The 22,153-nt window shown below is 69.6% G+C and carries 17 protein-coding genes; 15 read left to right on the forward strand and 2 right to left on the reverse strand.

Going from position 1 to position 22,153, the window contains the following annotated elements; all coding sequences use genetic code 11:
* Positions 1–18: 18 nt before the first annotated feature.
* The 13 genes from ACFRKB_RS07350 to nuoN are packed head-to-tail and all read left to right on the forward strand — an operon-like array spanning position 19 to position 15,638.
* On the forward strand, positions 19–573 hold the full coding sequence (locus tag ACFRKB_RS07350; protein WP_046505025.1) for a NuoB/complex I 20 kDa subunit family protein: 555 nt from the start codon (positions 19–21) through the stop codon (positions 571–573).
* A complete protein-coding gene (locus ACFRKB_RS07355) occupies positions 570–1,304 on the forward strand; it encodes an NADH-quinone oxidoreductase subunit C (protein ID WP_383104083.1) in 735 nt (244 codons plus the stop codon). Before ACFRKB_RS07350 ends, ACFRKB_RS07355 begins: the two co-directional genes overlap by 4 nt.
* On the forward strand, positions 1,304–2,653 hold the full coding sequence (locus tag ACFRKB_RS07360; RefSeq protein ID WP_383104084.1) for an NADH-quinone oxidoreductase subunit D: 1,350 nt from the start codon (positions 1,304–1,306) through the stop codon (positions 2,651–2,653). Before ACFRKB_RS07355 ends, ACFRKB_RS07360 begins: the two co-directional genes overlap by 1 nt.
* A complete protein-coding gene (gene nuoE, locus ACFRKB_RS07365; RefSeq protein ID WP_383104086.1) occupies positions 2,650–3,429 on the forward strand; it encodes an NADH-quinone oxidoreductase subunit NuoE in 780 nt (259 codons plus the stop codon). Before ACFRKB_RS07360 ends, nuoE begins: the two co-directional genes overlap by 4 nt.
* The gene (nuoF, locus tag ACFRKB_RS07370; protein WP_383104088.1) at positions 3,429–4,790 is read left to right on the forward strand and encodes an NADH-quinone oxidoreductase subunit NuoF; all 1,362 of its coding nucleotides are present in this window, start codon (positions 3,429–3,431) and stop codon (positions 4,788–4,790) included. Before nuoE ends, nuoF begins: the two co-directional genes overlap by 1 nt.
* Positions 4,787–7,330, forward strand: a complete 2,544-nt coding sequence (locus tag ACFRKB_RS07375; RefSeq protein WP_383104090.1) for an NADH-quinone oxidoreductase subunit G — start codon at positions 4,787–4,789, stop codon at positions 7,328–7,330. The genes nuoF and ACFRKB_RS07375 overlap by 4 nt, the downstream gene beginning before the upstream one ends.
* Positions 7,327–8,727 carry an NADH-quinone oxidoreductase subunit NuoH gene (gene nuoH / locus ACFRKB_RS07380; RefSeq protein ID WP_383104091.1) on the forward strand — a complete coding sequence of 467 codons (1,401 nt, stop codon included), beginning with the start codon at positions 7,327–7,329 and terminating at the stop codon, positions 8,725–8,727. The genes ACFRKB_RS07375 and nuoH overlap by 4 nt, the downstream gene beginning before the upstream one ends.
* On the forward strand, positions 8,720–9,325 hold the full coding sequence (gene nuoI / locus ACFRKB_RS07385; RefSeq protein WP_351396659.1) for an NADH-quinone oxidoreductase subunit NuoI: 606 nt from the start codon (positions 8,720–8,722) through the stop codon (positions 9,323–9,325). Before nuoH ends, nuoI begins: the two co-directional genes overlap by 8 nt.
* Positions 9,322–10,200, forward strand: a complete 879-nt coding sequence (locus ACFRKB_RS07390; RefSeq protein WP_383104093.1) for an NADH-quinone oxidoreductase subunit J — start codon at positions 9,322–9,324, stop codon at positions 10,198–10,200. Before nuoI ends, ACFRKB_RS07390 begins: the two co-directional genes overlap by 4 nt.
* The gene (nuoK, locus tag ACFRKB_RS07395) at positions 10,197–10,496 is read left to right on the forward strand and encodes an NADH-quinone oxidoreductase subunit NuoK (RefSeq protein WP_365977471.1); all 300 of its coding nucleotides are present in this window, start codon (positions 10,197–10,199) and stop codon (positions 10,494–10,496) included. Before ACFRKB_RS07390 ends, nuoK begins: the two co-directional genes overlap by 4 nt.
* A gap of 14 nt (positions 10,497–10,510) precedes the next feature.
* Positions 10,511–12,406, forward strand: a complete 1,896-nt coding sequence (nuoL, locus tag ACFRKB_RS07400; protein WP_383104095.1) for an NADH-quinone oxidoreductase subunit L — start codon at positions 10,511–10,513, stop codon at positions 12,404–12,406.
* A gap of 5 nt (positions 12,407–12,411) precedes the next feature.
* Complete coding sequence (locus ACFRKB_RS07405; protein WP_383104097.1) at positions 12,412–13,989, forward strand: NADH-quinone oxidoreductase subunit M; 1,578 nt, start codon at positions 12,412–12,414, stop codon at positions 13,987–13,989.
* Positions 13,986–15,638, forward strand: a complete 1,653-nt coding sequence (gene nuoN / locus ACFRKB_RS07410; protein ID WP_383104099.1) for an NADH-quinone oxidoreductase subunit NuoN — start codon at positions 13,986–13,988, stop codon at positions 15,636–15,638. Before ACFRKB_RS07405 ends, nuoN begins: the two co-directional genes overlap by 4 nt.
* 62 nt (positions 15,639–15,700) lie before the next feature.
* Here the strand turns inward: nuoN and fahA are convergent, their stop codons facing one another.
* Positions 15,701–16,924: a fumarylacetoacetase gene (fahA, locus tag ACFRKB_RS07415; protein WP_383104100.1), complete on the reverse strand. Its 1,224-nt coding sequence runs from the start codon at positions 16,922–16,924 to the stop codon at positions 15,701–15,703.
* Positions 16,925–17,122: 198 nt separating this feature from the next.
* Positions 17,123–19,138, reverse strand: a complete 2,016-nt coding sequence (locus tag ACFRKB_RS07420) for a CocE/NonD family hydrolase (RefSeq protein ID WP_383104102.1) — start codon at positions 19,136–19,138, stop codon at positions 17,123–17,125.
* 235 nt (positions 19,139–19,373) lie between these two features.
* Here ACFRKB_RS07420 and ACFRKB_RS07425 point away from each other — a divergent pair, with 235 nt between their 5' ends.
* Together ACFRKB_RS07425 and ACFRKB_RS07430 are read left to right on the forward strand one after the other, a co-directional pair.
* Positions 19,374–20,384, forward strand: a complete 1,011-nt coding sequence (locus tag ACFRKB_RS07425) for a polyprenyl synthetase family protein (RefSeq protein WP_383104104.1) — start codon at positions 19,374–19,376, stop codon at positions 20,382–20,384.
* A 295-nt stretch (positions 20,385–20,679) separates the two neighbouring features.
* The gene (locus ACFRKB_RS07430; protein WP_383104106.1) at positions 20,680–21,987 is read left to right on the forward strand and encodes a LolA family protein; all 1,308 of its coding nucleotides are present in this window, start codon (positions 20,680–20,682) and stop codon (positions 21,985–21,987) included.
* Positions 21,988–22,153 lie beyond the last annotated feature (166 nt).

Below are 22,153 nucleotides of genomic sequence, written 5' to 3' on the forward strand. Positions count from 1 at the left end.
GGGGCTGAGGGGCCACCAATGGGACTCGAAGAGAAGCTGCCGAGCGGTTTTCTGCTGACCACCGTCGAACAGGCCTCGGGCTGGGTGCGGAAGTCATCCGTCTTCCCCGCGACCTTCGGCCTCGCCTGCTGCGCCATCGAGATGATGACGACCGGCGCCGGTCGGTACGACCTGGCGCGGTTCGGCATGGAGGTCTTCCGCGGTTCGCCGCGCCAGGCCGATCTGATGATCGTGGCCGGGCGGGTGAGCCAGAAGATGGCGCCGGTTCTGCGGCAGGTCTATGACCAGATGCCGAACCCCAAGTGGGTGATCTCCATGGGGGTTTGCGCATCATCGGGCGGAATGTTCAATAATTACGCGATTGTCCAGGGTGTGGATCATATTGTCCCTGTCGACATCTATTTGCCCGGCTGCCCACCACGCCCCGAGATGCTGATGGACGCCATCCTCAAGCTCCACCAGAAGATCCAGAGCTCCAAGCTCGGGGTCAACGCGGAGGAGGCGGCCCGTGAGGCGGAGGAAGCGGCCCTCAAGGCGCTCCCGACGATCGAGATGAAGGGGCTGCTGCGGTGACCGACCAGGGAACCGGAGGGCGGACCTCCGGAAACAACGTTCCGTCCGCGCGCGAGGACAGCGGCGAGCCCATCCGCGTACAGAAGGGCATGTTCGGCGCCAACAACGGCGGCGACACCTCCGGCTACGGCGGGCTCGTCAGGACCGTGCTGCTGCCGGGCCCCTCCGCGCGGCCGTACGGCGGCCCCGGCGGGTCCTTCGACGAGATCGCCGACGAACTCGAAGGGGCGCTGGAGGAGCAGGGACTCGTCCCGGAGAACGCCATCGAGAAGACGGTCGTCGACCGCGGCGAACTCACCTTCCACATCGCCCGCGAGCATCTCGTCCAGGTGGCGCGCACCCTGCGCGACGACCCGGCGCTGCGCTTCGAGCTCTGTACGGGGGTCTCCGGCGTCCACTTCCCCGGCGACAAGGGCCGCGAGCTGCACGCCGTCTACCACCTGCGCTCGCTCACCCACGGCCGGCTGATCCGTCTTGAGGTCTCCGCGCCGGACGCCGACCCGCATGTGCCGTCCCTGGTCGAGCTGTATCCGACCAACGACTGGCACGAGCGCGAGACGTACGACTTCTTCGGGCTGATCTTCGACGGCCACCCCGCCCTGACCCGGATCATGATGCCGGACGACTGGCAGGGCTTCCCGCAGCGCAAGGACTATCCGCTCGGCGGGATCGCCGTCGAGTACAAGGGCGCCCAGATCCCGGCTCCGGACCAGCGGAGGTCGTACTCCTGATGTCTGCATCCCACGCACCCCACGCCCCCCAGGCGCCGCAGGCCACTCCTCGCGAGACCACCGAGGGCACCGTCTACACGGTCACCGGCGGTGACTGGGACGAGGTCGTCCAGTCCGCCGCCAAGGCCGACGACGAGCGGATCGTCGTCAACATGGGTCCCCAGCACCCCTCCACCCACGGAGTGCTGCGGCTGATCCTGGAGATCGAGGGCGAGACCGTCACCGAGGCCCGCTGCGGCATCGGCTATCTGCACACCGGTATCGAGAAGAACCTCGAATTCCGCAACTGGACGCAGGGCACCACCTTCGTCACGCGCATGGATTACCTGACGTCGTTCTTCAACGAGACGGCGTACTGCCTGGGCGTGGAGAAGCTGCTCGGCATCGAGGACGCCGTCCCGGACCGGGCCACGCTCATCCGCGTCCTGCTGATGGAGCTGAACCGGCTCTCCTCGCACCTCGTCTGTATCGCCACCGGCGGTATGGAGCTGGGCGCGACAACGATCATGATCTACGGATTCCGTGATCGTGAACTGATTCTCGATGCCTACGAGCTGATCACCGGCCTGCGCATGAACCACGCGTTCATCCGCCCCGGCGGACTCGCCCAGGACCTGCCCCCGGGCGCCGTCGACCAGCTGCGCGAGCTGCTGAAGACGCTGCGGAAGAACCTGCCGGAGTACGACAAGCTCGCCACCGGCAACCCGATCTTCAAGGCCCGTATGCAGGACGTCGGCTATCTCGATCTGACCGGCTGCATGGCGCTGGGCGCCACAGGACCGATCCTGCGCTCCGCCGGGCTCCCGCACGATCTGCGCAGGAGCGACCCGTACTGCGGTTACGAGACCTTCGACTTCGAGGTGCCGACCGCCGACACCTGCGACGCGTACGGCCGCTTCCTCATCCGTCTTGAGGAGATGCGCCAGTCGCTGCGGATCGTCGAACAGTGCCTGGACCGGCTGGAGCCGGGCCCGGTGATGGTCGCCGACAAGAAGATCGCCTGGCCCGCGCAGCTCGCGCTCGGCCCTGACGGTCTGGGCAATTCGCTCGACCACATCAAGAACATCATGGGCACGTCCATGGAGGCTCTGATCCATCACTTCAAGCTGGTGACGGAGGGCTTCCGGGTCCCGCCGGGGCAGGCGTACGCCGCCGTGGAGTCGCCCAAGGGCGAGCTGGCCGCGCATGTCGTCTCCGACGGCGGCACGCGCCCGTACCGGGTCCACTTCCGCGACCCGTCCTTCACCAATCTCCAGGCCATGGCGGCGATGTGCGAGGGCGGCCAGGTCGCCGACGTCATCGTCGCCGTCGCGTCCATCGACCCCGTGATGGGAGGCGTCGACCGGTGACCACCACACCGCCCAACGCGGGGGTGAGCCTGGGGATGCCACAGCTCCCCGCTCCCGACTACCCGGCCGATGTGCGCGCCAGGCTGGAAGCCGACGCCAAGGAGATCATCGGCCGCTACCCCGGCTCCCGGTCCGCGCTGCTTCCGCTGCTGCACCTCGTGCAGTCCGAGGAGGGGTACGTCTCCCGCACGGGGATGGCCTTCTGCGCGGAGCTGCTCGAACTGACCACCGCCGAGGTCACGGCCGTCGCGACCTTCTACTCCATGTACCGCCGCAAGCAGGGCGGCGACTACCAGGTCGGGGTCTGCACCAACACGCTCTGCGCGGTGATGGGCGGCGACGCCATCTTCGACGCGCTGAAGGAGCACCTCGGCGTCGGCAACAACGAGACGACCGAGGACGGCAAGGTCACCCTCGAACACATCGAGTGCAACGCGGCCTGCGACTTCGCGCCCGTCGTGATGGTGAACTGGGAGTTCTTCGACAACCAGACGCCGGACAGCGCCAAGCGGCTCGTCGACGACCTGCGCGAAGGCCAGACCGTCCGGCCCACCCGCGGCGCCCCCCTGTGCACCTACAAGGAGACCGCGCGCATCCTGGCCGGCTTCCCCGACGAGCGCCCCGGCGCCGTCGAGGCCACCGGCGGCGCCGGTCCCGCGTCGCTGGCCGGCCTGCGGCTGGCCAAGGGCGAGGCACCCCAGCGGGTGGTGCGGCCCCGGGACGGCGCGCATCCCCAGGACGACACGCAGTCCGACGCAGCCGAGGAGGGGAAGTGATGACGTTGGCCGCCGCGCTCAATGAGAACGGGACCAGCCCCGAGAAGATCCTCGCGCCCGTCCTGTCCGCCTTCTGGGACCAGCCGGAGTCCTGGACGCTGGAGACCTACGAGCGGCACGAAGGGTACGAGGGTCTCAAGAAGGCTCTCGCCATGCCGCCCGACGACGTCATCGCGTACGTCAAGGACTCGGGCCTGCGCGGCCGCGGCGGCGCGGGCTTCCCCACCGGGATGAAGTGGCAGTTCATCCCGCAGGGCGACGGCAAGCCGCACTACCTCGTCGTCAACGCGGACGAGTCGGAGCCGGGCACCTGCAAGGACATCCCGCTCCTCTTCGCCAATCCGCACTCCCTCATCGAGGGGATCGTGATCGCCTGTTACGCGATCCGCTCGCAGCACGCGTTCATCTATCTGCGCGGCGAGGTCGTCCCCGTACTGCGCAGGGTGCACGAGGCCGTGCGCGAGGCCTACGCGGCGGGGTATCTCGGCAAGAACATCCTGGGCAGCGGGCTCGACCTCGATGTGGTCGTGCACGCGGGCGCGGGCGCGTACATCTGCGGGGAGGAGACCGCGCTGCTCGACTCCCTGGAGGGCCGTCGCGGACAGCCCCGGCTGCGTCCTCCCTTCCCGGCGGTGGCGGGCCTCTACGCCTGCCCCACCGTGGTGAACAACGTCGAGTCCATCGCGTCCGTTCCCGCGATCCTCAACCGCGGCAAGGACTGGTTCAAGTCGATGGGCAGCGAGAAGTCCCCGGGCTTCACGCTCTACTCGCTCAGCGGCCATGTCGCGGGCCCCGGCCAGTACGAGGCCCCGCTCGGCGTCACGCTGCGGCAGCTGCTCGACATGAGCGGCGGCATGCGGGCGGGCCACCGGCTCAAGTTCTGGACCCCGGGCGGCTCTTCGACCCCGATCCTCACGGACGAGCACCTCGATGTCCCGCTGGACTACGAGGGGGTCGGCGCGGCCGGCTCCATGCTCGGCACGAAAGCGCTCCAGTGCTTCGACGAGACCACCTGCGTCGTACGGGCCGTCACGCGCTGGACCGAGTTCTACGCGCACGAGTCCTGCGGCAAGTGCACGCCCTGCCGCGAAGGCACGTACTGGCTGGTGCAGTTGCTCCGCGACATCGAGGACGGCAAGGGACAGCTGTCCGACCTCGACAAGCTCAACGACATCGCCGACAACATCAACGGCAAGTCCTTCTGCGCGCTCGGTGACGGCGCCGCGTCCCCGATCTTCTCCTCGCTCCAGTACTTCCGCGAGGAGTACGAGCAGCACATCACCGGCAAGGGCTGCCCCTTCGACCCCGCGAAGTCCACCGTCTGGGCAGACCGGAACCCGCACCTGGAGGTGAACGCATGACCGTGACGACAAGCGCTCCCTCCGGCGGCGGCGACGCGGCGGTCCCGCCCGAGGATCTCGTCTCGCTGACCATCGACGGCATCGAGATCTCCGTCCCCAAGGGGACCCTGGTGATCCGCGCCGCCGAACTGCTCGGCATCGAGATCCCGCGCTTCTGCGACCATCCGCTCCTCGACCCGGCCGGCGCCTGCCGCCAGTGCATCGTCGAGGTGGAGGGCCAGCGCAAGCCGATGGCCTCCTGCACCATCACCTGCACCGACGGCATGGTCGTCAAGTCTCAGCTGACCTCCCCGGTCGCCGAGAAGGCCCAGCGCGGGGTGATGGAGCTGCTGCTCATCAACCACCCGCTGGACTGCCCGGTCTGCGACAAGGGCGGTGAGTGCCCGCTCCAGAACCAGGCCATGCAGGTCGGCGACCCGGACACCCGCTTCGAGGGCAAGAAGCGCACGTTCCAGAAGCCCGTCCCGATCTCCACCCAGGTGCTGCTGGACCGCGAGCGGTGCGTGCTGTGCGCGCGCTGTACGCGGTTCTCCAACCAGATCGCGGGCGACCCGATGATCGAGCTGATCGAGCGGGGCGCGCTCCAGCAGGTCGGTACCGGCGAGGGCGACCCGTTCGAGTCGTACTTCTCCGGGAACACCATCCAGATCTGCCCGGTCGGGGCGCTGACCTCGGCCGCGTACCGCTTCCGCTCCCGCCCGTTCGACCTGGTGTCCTCGCCGAGCGTCTGCGAGCACTGCGCGGGCGGCTGCGCCACCAGGACCGACCACCGGCGCGGCAAGGTCATGCGGCGGCTGGCCGCCAACGACCCCGAGGTCAACGAGGAATGGCTGTGCGACAAGGGGCGGTTCGGCTTTCGCTACGCGCAGAAGCCGGACCGGCTCACCACCCCGCTCGTACGCAACGAGGACGGCGTCCTCGAACCGGCGAGCTGGCCCGAGGCACTGGAGGCCGCGGCCCGCGGGCTGAGCGCCGCGCGCGGCCGGGCGGGTGTGCTGGCCGGTGGCCGGCTCACCGTTGAGGACGCCTACGCCTACGCCAAGTTCGCCCGGGTCGTCCTCGACACCAACGACATCGACTTCCGCGCGCGCGTGCACAGCACCGAGGAAGCCGACTTCCTGGCCGCCCATGTCGCCGGCCACGGCCGCGATCTGGACGGTACGGGGCTCACGTACACCACGCTGGAGAAGGCCCCGGCGGTGCTGCTCGCGGGCTTCGAGTCCGAGGAGGAGGCGCCCGGCGTCTTCCTGCGGCTGCGCAAGGCGCACCGCAACCACGGCCAGCGCACGTTCTCGCTCGCCGCCTACGCCACCCGCGGTCTGGAGAAGGCCGGCGGCACGCTGCTGCCCGCCGCACCCGGCACCGAGACCGAGTGGCTGGACGCGCTGGCCGCCAACCCGGTCAGCGCCGGACTCGAAGGGGACGGTGAGCGGGCCTCCCAGGCGCTGCGCGAGCCGGGCGCCGTGATCGTCGTCGGCGAGCGGCTCGCGGCCGTCCCCGGCGGGCTCACCGCCGCCGCGCGGGCCGCCACCGCGACCGGCGCGAAGCTGGTGTGGATCCCCCGGCGGGCCGGCGAGCGCGGCGCGGTGGAGGCGGGCGCGCTCCCGTCGCTGCTGCCCGGCGGCCGTCCCGCCACCGACCCGCGGGCCCGTGAGGAGACCGCGGCCGTCTGGGGCGTACGCGAACTGCCGCACCACTACGGGCGCGACACCGGCCAGATCGTCGAGGCCGCCGCCACCGGCGAGCTGGCCGCCCTGGTCGTCGCGGGTGTCGAGGTCGCGGATCTGCCCGACCCGGCGGGCGCGCGGGCCGCGCTGGACGCCATCGGCTTCCTCGTCTCGCTGGAGCTGCGGCCGAGCGAGGTCACCGAGCGGGCCGATGTGGTCTTCCCGGTCGCCGCCGTCGCGGAGAAGTCCGGCACGTTCCTCAACTGGGAGGGCAGGGCGCGGCTGTTCGAGGCCGCGCTGAAGCCGGAGCAGATGACCCGGCGGCTGTCCCCGACCGACGCGCGCGTGCTGCACATGCTGGCCGACACGCTCGCCGCGGCCGAAGGCGCCGACGTGCCCGTCGACTTCGGACTGCCGGACCTGCGGGCCGTACGCACCGAACTGGACCGGCTCGGCCGCTGGGAGGGACCGCGCGCCACCGAGCCGCTGGAAACCTCCCGTCCGGTTCCCCGTCCCGGCGACGGCGAGGCGGTCCTCGCGGGCCACCGGCTCCTGCTGGACCTCGGCCGTCTCCAGGAGGGCGACGACGCGCTGGCCGGCACCCGGCACGCGGCGGTCGCCCGGCTCTCCGCCGTGACGGCCGCCGAGACGGGCGTCAAGAACGGCGACGAGCTGTCCGTCACCGGCCCGCTGGGCACGGTCACGCTCCCGCTCCAGGTCACGGAGATGCCGGACCGGGTGGTCTGGCTGCCGCTCAACTCGACGGGCGGCGGGGTCCTCGCGGACACCGGCTCCCGCCCCGGCACGCTCGTCCGTATCGGCCCGGCCGAGGCAAGGGACGCGGCCACGGAAGCACCGGAGGTGCGCGCATGACCGCCCTCGCCCAGCTCGCGGCGGCCCCGGGGACCGTCCTCGCCGCCGAGGACCTGTCGCTGTTCGGCCGCGACCCGTGGTGGCTCGTGGTCATCAAGGCCGTGTTCTGCTTCGCGTTCCTGCTGCTGACCGTGCTCTTCTCCATCGTGTGGGAGCGCAAGGTCGTCGCCTGGATGCAGCTGCGCATCGGCCCCAACCGGCACGGACCCTGGGGCATGCTCCAGTCCCTCGCCGACGGCGCCAAGCTGATGTTCAAGGAAGACATCATCGTCAAGCGCGCGGACAAGGTGGTCTATGTCCTCGCGCCGATCATCGCGGCGGTGCCGGCCTTCATGGCGATCGCCGTGATCCCGTTCGGCCCGGCCGGCAACGAGGTCTCGATCTTCGGCCACCGCACCACGATGCAGCTGACCGACCTGCCGATCGCAATGCTCTACGTCCTCGCGGTCGCCTCGGTCGGTATCTACGGCATCGTCCTCGCGGGCTGGTCCTCGGGATCGACGTATCCGCTGCTCGGCGGGCTCCGCTCGTGCGCGCAGATGATCTCGTACGAGATCGCCATGGGCGCCGCGTTCGCGTCGGTGTTCCTCTACTCGGGGTCGATGTCGACCTCGGCGATCGTGGAGGCCCAGGCCGACCGCTGGTTCATCATCCTGCTGCCGGTCTCCTTCATCATCTACATCGTCACGATGGTGGGCGAGACCAACCGCGCCCCCTTCGACATGCCGGAGTCCGAGGGCGACCTCGTCGGCGGCTTCAACACCGAGTACTCATCGATCAAGTTCGCGATGTTCATGCTCGCCGAGTACGTCAACATGGTCACCGTCTCGGCCGTCGCGACCACGCTCTTCCTCGGCGGCTGGCGCGCTCCGTGGCCGATCTCCACCTTCTGGGAGGGCGCGAACCACGGCTGGTGGCCGCTGCTCTGGTTCGTGGTCAAGGTCCAGCTGCTGCTGTTCTTCTTCATCTGGCTGCGCGGCACGCTGCCGCGCGTGCGCTACGACCAGCTGATGAAGCTCGGCTGGAAGGTCCTGATCCCGGTCTCGGTGGTCTGGCTGATGGTCGTCGCTACCGTACGGGCCCTGCGCAACGAGAACTACGGCTTCCAGTCGATCGTGCTGTACGTCCTCGGGGCGGTCATCACGATCCTGCTGCTCTCCTTCGTCGTGGACATCTTCCGCGACAGGAAGGAGAAGGCCGAGGCGGCGAGCGCGCCGGAACCCCCGGCCTTCGACCCGATGGCGGGCGGATTCCCCGTACCACCGCTGCCGGGACAGGAGTTGCCGCCCGTACCGCGCAGGCGGCCACGACGTGACCGCGAGCTGATTGTCAGTGGTGGGGGCAATACTGTGAGTGACGGTACCGAGAGTGACGGAAAGGAGGCTGACAGTGTCTGACTCTTCGCCGGGGGACATCCCGCGTCCCCCCCGGAATCCGGTGGCCGGCTTCGGCGTGACCTTCAAGGCCATGTTCAAGAAGCGGCTGACCGAGCAGTACCCGGAACAGCAGAAGGAGACGGCGCCGCGCTTCCACGGCCGGCATCAGCTGAACCGGCATCCGGACGGGCTGGAGAAGTGCATCGGCTGCGAGTTGTGCGCCTGGGCGTGCCCGGCGGACGCGATCTATGTGGAGGGCGCGGACAATACGGACGAGGAGCGCTACTCCCCGGGGGAGCGCTACGGCCGCGTCTACCAGATCAACTACGCGCGCTGCATCCTGTGCGGTCTGTGCATCGAGGCCTGCCCGACCAGGGCGCTCACGATGACCAATGACTTCGAGCTGGCCGACAGCTCCCGCGAGAACCTGATCTATACGAAGGAGCAGCTTCTCGCGGGCCTCCAGGAAGGCATGGTCGAGACGCCGCACTCGATCTTCCCGGGCACCGACGAACAGGACTACTACCGGGGGCTGGTCACCGAGGCCGCGCCGGGTACGGTCCGGCAGGTCGCGGTGAGCAAGGGCGAGAAGCCGACGGACGAGGAGGTCGGTGCATGAGCCTGCTCGCCGCGTCCTCCCTCGCGTCCGTCGCGTCTGTTTCCTCCTTCACCTCCGCTCCTTCCTTCACCTCCGCCGCCACGACCACCTCGACCGGTGAGGCCGTCCAGTTCTGGATCCTCGGCACCGTCGCCGTGATCGGCGCGCTCTGCACGATCCTGATGAGGAAGGCCGTGCACAGCGCGCTGTGTCTGGCCGCCACGATGATCGTCCTCGCGGTCTTCTATCTCGCCAACGGGGCGTATTTCCTGGGCGTGGTGCAGATCGTGGTCTACACCGGCGCGATCATGATGCTGTTCCTCTTCGTGGTCATGCTGGTCGGTGTCACCGCCGCCGACTCCCTCAAGGAGACGCTGAAGGGCCAGCGTTGGTGGGCCGCCGCCTGCGGGCTCGGCTTCGGGATCCTGCTCATCGCCGGGATCGGCAACGCCTCGCTGAAGACCTTCACCGGACTCGGCCAGGCCAACGCCGGCGGCAATGTCGAGGGGCTGGCCGCCCTCATCTTCACCCGGTACGTGTTCGCCTTCGAGATCACCGGCGCGCTGCTGATCACCGCGTCGGTCGGCGCGATGCTGCTCACGCACCGGGAGCGCACCGAACGGGCCAAGACCCAGCGGGAGCTGGCCGAGGAGCGCGTACGCAAGGGCACGCAACTGCCCCCGCTGCCCGCCCCCGGTGTCTACGCCCGGCACAACGCGGTGGACATCGCCGGCCTGCTGCCGGACGGCACCCCGTCCGAGCTGACGGTCAGCAAGACGCTCAAGGACCGCGGGCAGATCCGCGACGTGTCGAACGAGGCCATCGCGGACCTCAAGGCACTGGAGCAGCGGTCGTCGGAGCGGCTGGGCCGCGAGGATGAGGAGGTCAAGCGATGAATCCGGTCAACTACCTCTATCTCGCCTCGCTGCTGTTCACCATCGGCGCGGCCGGGGTGCTGATCAGGCGGAACGCGATCGTGGTGTTCATGTGCATCGAGCTGATGCTGAACGCCTGCAACCTCGCGCTCGTCGCCTTCTCCCGGATGCACGGCAATCTCGACGGCCAGATCATCGCCTTCTTCACGATGGTCGTCGCCGCCGCGGAGGTCGTGGTCGGGCTCGCGATCATCGTGTCGCTGTTCCGTTCCCGCCACTCGGCCTCGGTCGACGACGCCAGCCTGATGAAGCTCTGAGGGGTCGCTGAATCGTGGAGAACTTGATTGCGCTGCTCATCGCGGCGCCTCTGCTCGGAGCGGCGGTCCTGCTGTGCGGCGGACGCCGGCTCGACCGCGTGGGCCACTGGCTCGGCACAGCGCTGGCCGCCGCGTCCTTCGTGATCGGTGTCGTGCTCTTCAGCGACATGCTCGGCAAGAGCGGCGAAGGGCGCTCGCTGCACCAGCATCTGTTCAGCTGGATCCCCGTCGAGGGGTTCCAGGCGGACGTCGCCTTCCAGCTCGACCAGTTGTCGATGACTTTCGTCCTGCTGATCACGGGCGTGGGCACGCTCATTCATATCTATTCGATCGGGTACATGGAGCACGACGAACGGCGCCGCCGCTTCTTCGGCTATCTGAACCTGTTCCTGGCGGCGATGCTGCTGCTGGTCCTCGCCGACAACTACCTGCTGCTGTACATGGGCTGGGAGGGCGTCGGACTCGCCTCGTACCTGCTCATCGGGTTCTGGCAGCACAAGCCCAGCGCGGCCACGGCCGCCAAGAAGGCGTTCCTGGTCAACCGCGTCGGCGACATGGGTCTGTCGATCGCGATCATGCTGATGTTCACCACCTTCGGGACGTTCGCCTTCGGCCCCGTGCTGTCGTCCACGGGCGACGCGACGGAGGGCAAGCTCACGGCGATCGGCCTGATGCTGCTGCTGGCCGCGTGCGGCAAGTCGGCTCAGGTGCCGCTCCAGTCCTGGCTCGGTGACGCGATGGAGGGCCCGACCCCGGTCTCGGCCCTGATCCACGCGGCGACGATGGTGACCGCCGGCGTGTATCTGATCACCCGCTCCGGCGCGATCTTCAACGCGGCGCCGGACGCACAGCTGGTGGTCGTGGTGGTCGGCGCGGTCACGCTCCTCTTCGGTGCGATCGTCGGTTGCGCGAAGGACGACATCAAGAAGGCGCTCGCGGGCTCGACGATGTCGCAGATCGGCTACATGATCCTGGCGGCGGGCCTCGGTCCGATCGGCTATGTCTTCGCGATCATGCACCTGGTGACGCACGGCTTCTTCAAGGCCGGGCTCTTCCTCGGCGCCGGGTCGGTCATGCACGGCATGAACGACGAGGTCGACATGCGGAGGTACGGCGGCCTGCGGAAGTACATGCCGGTCACGTTCGTCACGTTCGGCCTCGGCTATCTGGCGATCATCGGCTTCCCGGGGCTGTCCGGCTTCTTCTCCAAGGACCTGATCATCGAGGCCGCCTTCGCCAAGGGCGGTACGGAGGGCTGGATCCTCGGCGCCGTCACGCTGCTGGGCGCCGCGATCACCGCGTTCTACATGACGCGCGTGATGCTGATGACGTTCTTCGGCGAGAAGCGCTGGCAGCCGGACGAGAACGGAAACGAGCCGCGACCGCACGAGTCCCCGAAGTCCATGACCATCCCCATGGTCATCCTGGCCTTCGGCTCGGTCTTCGCCGGCGGGTTCTTCGCCATCGGTGAGCGCTTCGTGCACTGGCTGGAGCCCGTCACCGGATACTCCCACGGGAACTCGCCGGTCAGCGCGGCCACCGTCACCACCGCCACCGTGGTCGTGCTGGTCATCGGCGTCGCCGTCGCCTGGTTCATGTACGGACGCAAGCCCGTGCCGGTGACCGCCCCGCGCGGCTCGCTGCTCACCCGCGCCGCCCGCCGCGATCTCCTCCAGGACGACTTCAACCATGTGGTCCTGGTCCGTGGCGGCGAGCACCTCACCCGCTCCCTGGTCTATGTCGACCACACCCTGGTCGACGGGGTGGTCAACGGCACCGCGGCGTCGTTCGGCGGGCTCTCCGGCCGGCTGCGCAAGCTGCAGAACGGCTACGCCCGCACCTATGCGGTCTCGATGTTCGGAGGTACGGCAGTGCTCATCGCCGCGACCCTGCTGATGAGGGCGGTGTAACGGACATGTCGTTCCCGCTCCTGACGGCGACGGCCGTGCTGCCCGCGGTCGGCGCGATCGTCACGGCGGCCGTCCCGGCCGCCCGGCGCACCGCCGCCAAGTGGCTGGCGCTGGTCTTCTCGCTCGCGACGCTCGTACTGGCCGCCGTCGTGGTGGTCCGCTTCGAGCCCGGTGGTGCCCGCTATCAGCTCACCGAATCGCACGCCTGGATCTCGGACTTCGGGGTCCGCTACGAACTGGGCGTGGACGGCATCGGGGTGGCGCTGCTCGCGCTGACCGCGCTGCTGATCCCCTTTGTGATCCTGGCCGGCTGGCATGACGCCGACCCGCTGGAAGAGGTGAACCCGAACCGCCGCTGGCGGCCGACCCAGGGCTTCTTCGCGCTGATCCTGATGGTCGAGGCGATGGTGATCCTCTCCTTCGAGGCCACCGACGTCTTCCTCTTCTACATCCTCTTCGAAGCCATGCTCATCCCGATGTACTTCCTCATCGGCGGCTTCGGGGACCGCGCCCACGCGGGCGGGGACGAGGCGGCGGCCACCCAACGCTCGTACGCGGCCGTCAAGTTCCTCCTCTACAACCTGGTCGGCGGTCTGATCATGCTGGCCGCCGTCATCGGGCTCTATGTCGTCGCGGGCAGCTTCTCGCTCTCCGAGATCGCCGAGGCGCGGGCCAATGGCTCGCTGTCCATCGCGACCGACACCGAGCGGTGGCTCTTCCTCGGCTTCTTCTTCGCCTTCGCGGTGAAGGCGCCGCTGTGGCCGCTGCACACCTGGCTGCCCAACGCCATGGGCGAGGCCACCGCGCCCGTCGCCGTACTGATCACCGCGGTGGTCGACAAGGTCGGCACGTTCGCGATGCTGCGCTTCTGCCTCCAGCTCTTCCCGGAGGCGTCCAAGTGGGCGACCCCGGTGATCCTGGTGCTCGCGCTGATCAGCATCGTCTACGGGGCGCTGCTCGCCGTCGGCCAGCGGGACATGAAGCGGCTGATCGCGTACGCGTCGATCTCCCACTTCGGCTTCATCATCATGGGCATCTTCGCGATGACCAGCCAGGGCCAGTCGGGCGCCACGCTCTACATGGTCAACCACGGGATCTCGACCGCCGCACTGATGCTGGTGGCCGGCTTCCTGATCACCCGGCGCGGCTCGCGGCTCATCGCGGACTACGGCGGGGTGCAGAAGGTCGCGCCGGTTCTCGCCGGGACGTTCCTGATCGGCGGGCTCGCGACGCTCTCGCTGCCGGGCCTCTCCCCGTTCGTGAGTGAATTCCTGGTCCTGGTCGGCACGTTCAGCCGGTATCCGGTGATCGGCATCATCGCCACCATCGGCATCGTGCTCGCCGCGCTCTATGTCCTCGTGCTCTATCAGCGCACGATGACCGGACCGGTGAAGGCCGAGGTCAGGACGATGCCGGATCTGCGCGTCCGGGAGCTGGTGGTCATCACTCCGCTGATCGCGCTGCTCCTGTTCCTGGGCGTCTATCCGAAGCCGCTGACCGAGATCGTCAACCCGGCGGTGGAGCACACGCTCTCCGACGTCCAGCAGACCGATCCCAAGCCCGAGGTGGAGGCCGCTCCATGAGTGCGACTGTCGTCCACAGCCTGTGGACAACGACGGCGGCCGACGGGATCACCAAGATCCAGGCCCCGAACATCGAGTACGCACAGCTGTCACCCGTACTGATCGTGCTGGGCGCGGCGGTCCTGGGCATCCTGGCCGAGGCGTTCGTCCCGCGCCGGGGCCGGTACCACACACAGCTGTTCCTCTCCGTGGTCGCCCTGGCCGCCGGCTTCGCGGCGGTGGTCGGGCTCGCGGCGGGCGGATACGGCACGACCAAGAAGCACATCGCGGCCATGGGCGCCATCGCGGTCGACGGCCCGGCGCTCTTCCTCCAGGGCACGATCCTGCTGGCCTCGATCGTCGCCGTGTTCACCTTCGCCGAGCGCAAGCTCGACCCGGAGGCCCATGGCAACCGCGTCGACTCCTTCGTGGCGCAGGCCGCGGCCGTACCGGGCAGCGACTCCGAGAAAGCGGCGGTCAAGGCCGGGTTCACCACCACCGAGGTGTTCCCGCTGGCGCTGTTCGCCGTCGCGGGCATGCTGGTCTTCCCGGCGGCCAACGATCTGCTGACGCTCTTCATCGCGCTGGAAGTCTTCTCGCTCCCGCTCTACCTGCTGTGCGCCCTCGCCCGCCGCAAGCGGCTGATGTCGCAGGAGGCGGCGGTCAAGTACTTCCTGCTGGGCGCCTTCTCCTCGGCGTTCCTGCTCTTCGGGATCGCCCTGCTGTACGGATACGCGGGCTCCGTCTCGTACGCGCGGATCGCGGAGGTCGTCAACGGCACCGTCCAGAACATCGACCCGGCCCTCGCCGACACCATGGGCAATGACGCGCTGCTGCTGATCGGCGGCGCGATGGTGCTGATGGGGCTGCTCTTCAAGGTCGGCGCGGTGCCGTTCCACATGTGGACCCCGGACGTCTACCAGGGCGCGCCCACACCGGTCACCGGCTTCATGGCCGCGGCGACCAAGGTGGCCGCCTTCGGCGCGCTGCTGCGGCTGCTGTACGTCGTGCTGCCGGGGCTGCGCTGGGACTGGCGGCCGGTGATGTGGGGCGTCGTCATCGTCACGATGCTGGGCGGCGCGATCGTCGCCATCACCCAGACCGACATCAAGCGCCTTCTGGCGTACTCGTCGATCGCGCACGCGGGCTTCATCCTGGCCGGTGTGATCGCGGGGACGAGCGACGGCATCTCGTCTGTCCTCTTCTATCTGGCGGCGTACTCCTTCGTCACGATCGGCGCGTTCGCGGTCGTCACGCTGGTGCGCGACGCGGGCGGCGAGGCCACGCATCTGTCCAAGTGGGCCGGGCTCGGGCGGCGTTCGCCCCTGGTGGCCGCGGTCTTCGCGGTCTTCCTGCTCGCCTTCGCCGGTATCCCGCTGACCTCGGGCTTCTCCGGGAAGTTCGCGGTCTTCAAGGCGGCGGCGGACGGCGGCGCGGGTGTGCTGGTCGTGATCGGTGTGATCGCCTCGGCGATCGCCGCGTTCTTCTATATCCGGGTCATCGTGCTGATGTTCTTCAGCGAGCCGAAGCCGGAGGGCCCGACGGTCGCGGTGCCTTCGGCGCTGACGACGACGGCGATCGCGGTCGGCGTCGCGGTCACGCTGGTCCTGGGCGTGGCCCCGCAGTACTTCCTGGACCTGGCGGGCCAGGCGGGCGGGTTCGTGCGGTAGCGCGTGCCGTCACACAGCGAGCCGGCTGCCCGGCACCCGTCGCGGGTGCCGGGCAGTCCGGTTCAGGCGGGCGCGATACGGCCCGTGACCTCGCCGAGGCCGACGCGGGTGCCGTCCGGGCCCGGGGCCCAGGCGGTCAGGGTGACCTCGTCGCCGTCCTCCAGGAATGTCCGCTTGCCGGCGGGGAGTTCGAGGGGTTCGGTGCCGTTCCAGGTGAGTTCGAGCAGAGAGCCGCGCTGTTCGCGCGCGGCGCCGCTGACCGTGCCGGAGGCGAAGAGATCGCCCGTACGGAGCGAGGCGCCGTTGACCGTCATATGGCTCAGCTGCTGCGCCGCCGTCCAGTACATGGTGGAGAACGGCGGCTCCGAGACGATCTGGCCGTTGAGCGAGACGGAGATCCGCAGATCGAAGCCGCCCGGCTCCTCGGCGTCCGCGTCGTCCAGATAGGGGAGAAGGCCGGCGGTGCGGGCCGGGGGCGCCACCCGGGCCGCGTCCAGGGCCTCCAGCGGGGTCACCCACGCCGAGACGGACGTGGCGAAGGACTTCCCGAGGAACGGGCCGAGCGGTACGTACTCCCATGCCTGGATGTCGCGCGCCGACCAGTCGTTGAGGAGCGACAGCCCGAAGACATGGTCACGGAAGGACGCCTGCTCCACCGGACTGCCCTGCCGCGAGGGCGTTCCGACGACGAAGCCGACCTCCGCCTCGATGTCCAGCTTCACGGAGGGGCCGAAGACCGGCACCGGGTCGGTGGGCGCCTTGCGCTGGCCCGAGGGGCGCGTCACGTCCGTACCGGAGACGACGATCGTGCCGGCCCTGCCGTGGTAACCGATCGGCAGATGCTTCCAGTTGGCGGGCAGCGCGTCCCCGTCGGGACGGAAGATCCGGCCCACGTTGGTGGCGTGGTGCTCGCTCGCGTAGAAGTCGACATAGTCGGCGATCTCGTACGGCAGATGCAGGGTGACCGAGCCGAGCGGATGGAGCAGCGGCTCTATGTCCGCGCGGTGCGCGGGCACCGTGACCCATGCGGTGAGGGCCCTGCGGACATCGCGCCAGGCCGTACGGCCCGCCGCCATCAGGGGGTTGAGGCTCGGCCTGGCCAGCAGTGCGGCGTACGGGGAGCCCAGGGCGTATGCCGCCGCTCCCGCGTCGAGCACGTGGTCGCCGATACGGACCCCGAGCCGGCGGCGGTCGGGCTCGTCGGCGGTGGAGAAGACTCCGTACGGGAGGTTGTGCGGGCCGAAGGGGTCTCCCTCGGCCGGTTCGAGCGGGCTCTGCTCGGGCATTGGTGCTGCCTCGCTTTCCGGATCGATGCAGGACACGTTACGTCGCTGTTGCCCAGCCGCGGCAGTGGTAAAAAGTCCGTCTTGGGCCGAAAGGGCGGCCTGTGCCGGGTAGTTCGCGGACCGTACCCGCGGTAGCCCCATGGGAGCCCCATGCGAGCCCCGCGATAGCCCCGCGGGGCCCCATGGGAAGCCCCGCGCTCATCCCGCCGTGCGCGGAATCCGCTTCTCCCAGGTCCGGTGGAAGACCACCTCGGCGCCGTCGTGGCAGATCACCTCGTCGGACGTGATGAAGTCGTCCACATCGCAGCTGATCCCGGACCGGGTCTCGACCCGGGCGTCCCAGGCCGGCTCCGGCCGGTGCAGCCGGATCCGCCACTCCGAGCGCGCGGTGGCCGACAGCGGGTCGCTCTCCTGGATCGTGTACGTCTCCAGCGCTTCCTCGGTGAATTCGAGACCGTCCGGATAGACGCGGGTACCGCCGTAGCGCGGATCGACGTCCAGCCGCCACAGCCCCCGCGCCACATCCCGGGTCACCAGCCGCTCGGGCCGCTCCGCGTCCAGCGTCACCAGCGAGACCACACCCATCGGCTCCGCCTGCTCGGCCGGTTCGAACGCGATCGCCCGGTCCACGGCCTCCGTCGCGGGGCCGGCCGTACGGACCGGGAGTTCGAGCGAGCTGCCCACCGGGTCCAGGGTGAAGCCCGCCGACTCGGCGCGCGGCCAGATCCACGGCCAGTACGCGGAGGAGACCGCGAGCCGGACGCGGTGTCCGGGCGGGAAGGTGTGTCCGATGGAGTTCAGTTCGAAGGTGACGTCCTCGGTCGCGCCCTCGGGCCAGGGCACGGCCCGGTCCCGGCCCTTCCTGGCCGACAGATTGAGGACACCGCGCGTGACGAGCGTGGACGAGCCGTCCGGCGCGACATCGCAGAGCCGGGCGATCGCCTGTCCCGCCGGGACGTCCAGCCGCAGCCGCAGCCGGACGCGCGGGCGGCCCAGGATCTCGATCAGCCCGCCGGTGACGGGGAATTCGAAGCAGGCGGACTTCGCGTCCTCGTCGCGCTGGTCGGGCGGCAGATCGGCGTCATCGCCGAACGGGAAGAAGCGCCCCGCGTCCAGCCCCGTCTGCTGCGGGGAGTCGACGATCACCGGCTCGCCCTGGAAGGCGTACGGGACGACGGTGACGTTCGGCGAGGGCCAGGCAGGTTCGCCGGCCCAGCGGCCCGGCAGCTCGGGATAGACCGTCGCGGGCGGGTGCGAGGCGCTGATCCAGCTCCGCAGCGGCGGCTCGGCCATGATCCCCGTGTCCTCGTCCTTCAGCCACTGGTCCCACCAGCGCAGGGTCTCCTGGAGGAAGCCGATCGCCGGGCCCGGCGGCAGCCCCCGGTCCGGGTACTGGTGCGACCAGGGCCCGATCAGCCCCCGTACCCGCGCCGGGTCCAGATGCTCGACCAGCCGCAGCACGGTGTCCCGGTACGGGTCGTGCCAGCCGCCGACGGCCAGGACCGCCGCCCCGATCGCGGCGTAGTCCTCGCGGACGCTGCCGTGCCGCCAGTACGCGTCACGGGTCTGGTGGGCCAGCCAGGTGTGGAGGAGGGGCTCGACGGCTTCGAGACGGTTCAGCCACATCTCGCGCCAGCCCTCCCCGGCGTACACCGGGTCCGGCGGCCGGGCGACGAAGGCCAGCATGGTGGCCGCCCAGGCGTGCATGTCCACGGCGAGCACCGAGCCGCCCATGTAGTGGACACCGTTGTCGTAGCGGTCGTCGGACGAGCAGACGGTGACGATCGCCTTCAGCGGCTCCGGCGCGAGGGCGGCGAGCCGGAGGGCGTTGAAGCCGCCCCAGGAGATCCCGAACATCCCCACGCGGCCGGTGCACCAGGGCTGCGCGGCGAGCCAGTTGATCACCTCGACCCCGTCGGCCAGCTCGGTCGCGTCGTACTCGTCGCCCGGCAGCCCCTCGCTGTTGCCGTGCCCGCGCAGATCGACCCGTACGGAGGCGTAGCCGTGGCCCGCGTACCAGGGGTGGCGCTGCCGGTCGCGCGGCGCGGTCCCGTCGCTCAGCCGGTACGGCAGGTATTCGAGCAGCGCGGGGACGGGCTCGTCGGTGAGTGGCCGCCAGACGCGCGCGTAGAGCCGGGTGCCGTCGGGGAGGGGGATACGTACGTCCGTGTGGGTCGTCTCGTACGGGAAGTCGGTGCGGATGGCGGGGGTCATACCGGTCACCTCCGATCGTGATCATCGCCAGACGGTGGCTGCTCCGTGTTCGCCCGGGGTTCGGTCGTTGTTCCGGACAAAAGCGCTATTCCTGGTGGTATGGCTGATCCCGAACATACCGGCGGGTCCGGGAAGGCGCCCACGGTGATCGAAAGGCGACCGGATACGCTGACTTGAGTGGAGACAGCGACACATCGACAATCCGTGTGATCGTCAGCAGACAGGAGTACCCCTCGTGACCGTCGTCGGGCCGTTCGGGCTGAGCGTGCGGGACCAGGCTCTTGAGGCCGATGTCCAGACCGGGTTGGCGGCTGTCGAGGCGGGACTGCTCGATGCCACCAAGAGCGACGTGCCGTTCATCACGGAGGCGGCCCAGCACCTGGTACGGGCGGGCGGCAAACGCTTCCGGCCATTGTTGGTCATGCTCGCGTCACAGTTCGGTGATCCGTACGCGCCCGGTGTCGTCCCCGCGGCGGTGGTCGTCGAGCTGACCCACCTCGCGACGCTGTACCACGACGACGTGATGGACGAGGCGGAGGTCCGCCGGGGCGTGGACAGCGCCAACGCGCGCTGGGGCAATTCGGTCGCCGTCCTCACGGGTGACTTTCTCTTCGCGCGCGCGTCGCACATCCTGGCCGATCTGGGGCCCGAGGCGGTACGGATCCAGGCCGAGGCGTTCGAACGGCTGGTGACGGGCCAGATCCTGGAGACCGCGGGACCGCGCGACGGACGCGATCCGGTCGAGCACTACCTCGATGTCATGGGCGGCAAGACCGGTTCGCTGGTCGCCGTCTCCTGCCGCTTCGGCGCGATGACCTCCGGCGCGGACGAGTCGGTCGTCGACATCCTCACCCAGTACGGGGAGCGGCTCGGCGTCGCCTTCCAGCTCGCGGACGACGTCCTCGACATCGCCAGTGACTCGCACGAGTCGGGCAAGATGCCCGGCACGGATCTGCGCGAGGGCATCCCCACGCTGCCGGTGCTGCTGCTGCGCGCCCAGGCCGAGGCGTACGGCAAGCCCGACGACCTCGCGCTGGTCGAGCTGCTGGACGGCGATCTGGCGGACGACGCGCGGCTCTCGGAGGCGCTGCGGCTGCTGCGCGCGCATCCGGCCCTGGAGCAGGCGCGCAGGGACACGGTGCGGTACGCGCAGGAGGCGCGGGCGACGCTCACGCCGCTGCCCGAGGGGTACGCGAAGTCCGCGCTGATCGAGCTGTGCGACGCCGTGGTCCACCGGGCGGGCTGAGTCCACCGGAAGGGCTGACGAGGCGTCTGCCCGGCGAGGGGCGGGCTGACGTACGGCGTGGCCCGATGTGGCGCGAACCGGCGGAATCCTGTCTTCCCCTAGTGGATGCGGGAAGCATCTCCTCGGTATGTCATCCCAGAGCAGTACGGGAAGTTGCGCCCCGGGTCTGACGCTTATCGCGGGGCCGTTTGGTCAGATGGTCAACACCACTCCTGACCAATTCGGGTGAGACCGGCGGCGCGGAGTGGACGAGTGCACCAGACCGAAGGCCGCCGACCACGGAGGTAGGGCACACATGGCACCGAACGACAGCGCACGGATCACCGAGGAGGACAGGGAGCCCCGCGAGGGCCGCCGCAAGGCGGCGCGCTACGCGCTCCCCGTCGCGGTGGCGGGGGTGGCTGCGGCGACCATCGGGCTCGTCCCGGCACTCGCCGCGACCGGCGACCCCGAACTGCCGGAGATCAGCGCGCAGCAACTCATCGAGAAGATCGCCGCGTCGGAGACCGAGCAGCTCTCGGGCTCCGTGAAGATCACCACCGATCTGGGGCTGCCGTCGCTGGCCGGCCTCGGCGACCTGGCGGGCGGGGCGCTCGCCGGCGGCAAGGGCGGGCCGAGCGGTTCCTCCGACAGCTCCACCGCGGACCCCAACGCCAAGCTGATGGAGCTCAGCTCCGGTACGCACACGCTGCGGGTCGCGGTGGACGGCCCCGACAAGCAGCGGCTGTCGATCCGCGACACCGCCGCCGAGTACAGCCTCATCCACAACGGCGGCGAGATCTGGGCGTACGACAGCGCCTCCAACGAGGCGTACCACGCCACCGCCCCGAAGGACGCGGCCGAGCACGGCGCGGCCAAGGGCGGCGAGAAGGACGTTCCGAAGGACGCCCTGAAGGACGTCCCGGCGACGCCCAAGGAGTTCGCCGAGGAGGCGCTGAAGGCCGCGGGCGACACGACGTCCGTGAGCGTCGACGGTACGGCGAAGGTCGCCGGGCGCGATGCGTACCAGCTGCTCATCAAGCCGAAGCAGAGCGGTTCGACGGTCGGCTCGATCAAGGTCGCGGTCGACGCGAAGACCGGTACCCCGCTGAAGTTCACGCTCTCGCCGAGCAGCGGTGGCAAGGCCGTGGTCGATGTCGGCTTCACCGACGTCGACTTCGCCAAGCCCGCCGCCTCCACGTTCGCATTCACGCCCCCGAAGGGCGCGAAGGTGACGGAGGAGGGCGACAAGAGCGGCGACAGGAGCGCCGGCAAGAACGGGGCCCCGGAGCTGCCCAAGGGCCACGACAAGGCCAAGGGGCCCAAGGACCAGGGCGACGTGAAGGTCATCGGCGAGGGCTGGAACGCCGTCTACGAGCTGAAGACCGGCGCAGGCGAGGGCATCGCGGGCGCGGCGGGCGCGGACGCGGCGAAGTCGGGCGATGTCCCGGCCGAGGCGCGGCAGTTCCTGGACGCGCTGGGCGACAAGGTCACCGGGAAGTTCGGCTCGGGCACGGTCTTCAAGACCCGTCTGGTCAACGCCCTGATGACGGACGACGGCACGGTGTACGTCGGCGCGGTGACGCAGGACGCGCTGGTCAAGGCCGCCAACGAGGCGAAGTAACGATCCGGCCGGTCCGGTCCGTTCCGCCCCGTCGTACGCTCCGTACGGCGGGGCGGAACGCTGACCGGGGCCGGTCCGTTCTCGTACTGCCGATGTGCGACCGCTGACGGGAAGACGAGAGCGGGGGAGCGGGATGACAGCCGTGCGCGATGTGCGTGACGTGCGT

Source organism: Streptomyces scopuliridis (genome assembly GCF_042790125.1).
GTDB classification, from domain to species: Bacteria; Actinomycetota; Actinomycetes; order Streptomycetales; family Streptomycetaceae; genus Streptomyces; species Streptomyces scopuliridis_A.

What these genes read in the sequence shown, in the direction of transcription:
- ACFRKB_RS07350 (WP_046505025.1), top strand. Translation starts at nt 19, where the DNA reads ATGGGACTCGAAGAGAAGCTGCCGAGCGGTTTTCTGCTGACCACCGTC.
- ACFRKB_RS07360 (WP_383104084.1), top strand. Translation starts at nt 1,304, where the DNA reads ATGTCTGCATCCCACGCACCCCACGCCCCCCAGGCGCCGCAGGCCACT.
- nuoF (WP_383104088.1), top strand. Translation starts at nt 3,429, where the DNA reads ATGACGTTGGCCGCCGCGCTCAATGAGAACGGGACCAGCCCCGAGAAG.
- ACFRKB_RS07375 (WP_383104090.1), top strand. Translation starts at nt 4,787, where the DNA reads ATGACCGTGACGACAAGCGCTCCCTCCGGCGGCGGCGACGCGGCGGTC.
- nuoH (WP_383104091.1), top strand. Translation starts at nt 7,327, where the DNA reads ATGACCGCCCTCGCCCAGCTCGCGGCGGCCCCGGGGACCGTCCTCGCC.
- ACFRKB_RS07390 (WP_383104093.1), top strand. Translation starts at nt 9,322, where the DNA reads ATGAGCCTGCTCGCCGCGTCCTCCCTCGCGTCCGTCGCGTCTGTTTCC.
- nuoK (WP_365977471.1), top strand. Translation starts at nt 10,197, where the DNA reads ATGAATCCGGTCAACTACCTCTATCTCGCCTCGCTGCTGTTCACCATC.
- ACFRKB_RS07405 (WP_383104097.1), top strand. Translation starts at nt 12,412, where the DNA reads ATGTCGTTCCCGCTCCTGACGGCGACGGCCGTGCTGCCCGCGGTCGGC.
- nuoN (WP_383104099.1), top strand. Translation starts at nt 13,986, where the DNA reads ATGAGTGCGACTGTCGTCCACAGCCTGTGGACAACGACGGCGGCCGAC.
- fahA (WP_383104100.1), bottom strand. Translation starts at nt 16,924, where the DNA reads ATGCCCGAGCAGAGCCCGCTCGAACCGGCCGAGGGAGACCCCTTCGGC.
- ACFRKB_RS07420 (WP_383104102.1), bottom strand. Translation starts at nt 19,138, where the DNA reads ATGACCCCCGCCATCCGCACCGACTTCCCGTACGAGACGACCCACACG.
- ACFRKB_RS07430 (WP_383104106.1), top strand. Translation starts at nt 20,680, where the DNA reads ATGGCACCGAACGACAGCGCACGGATCACCGAGGAGGACAGGGAGCCC.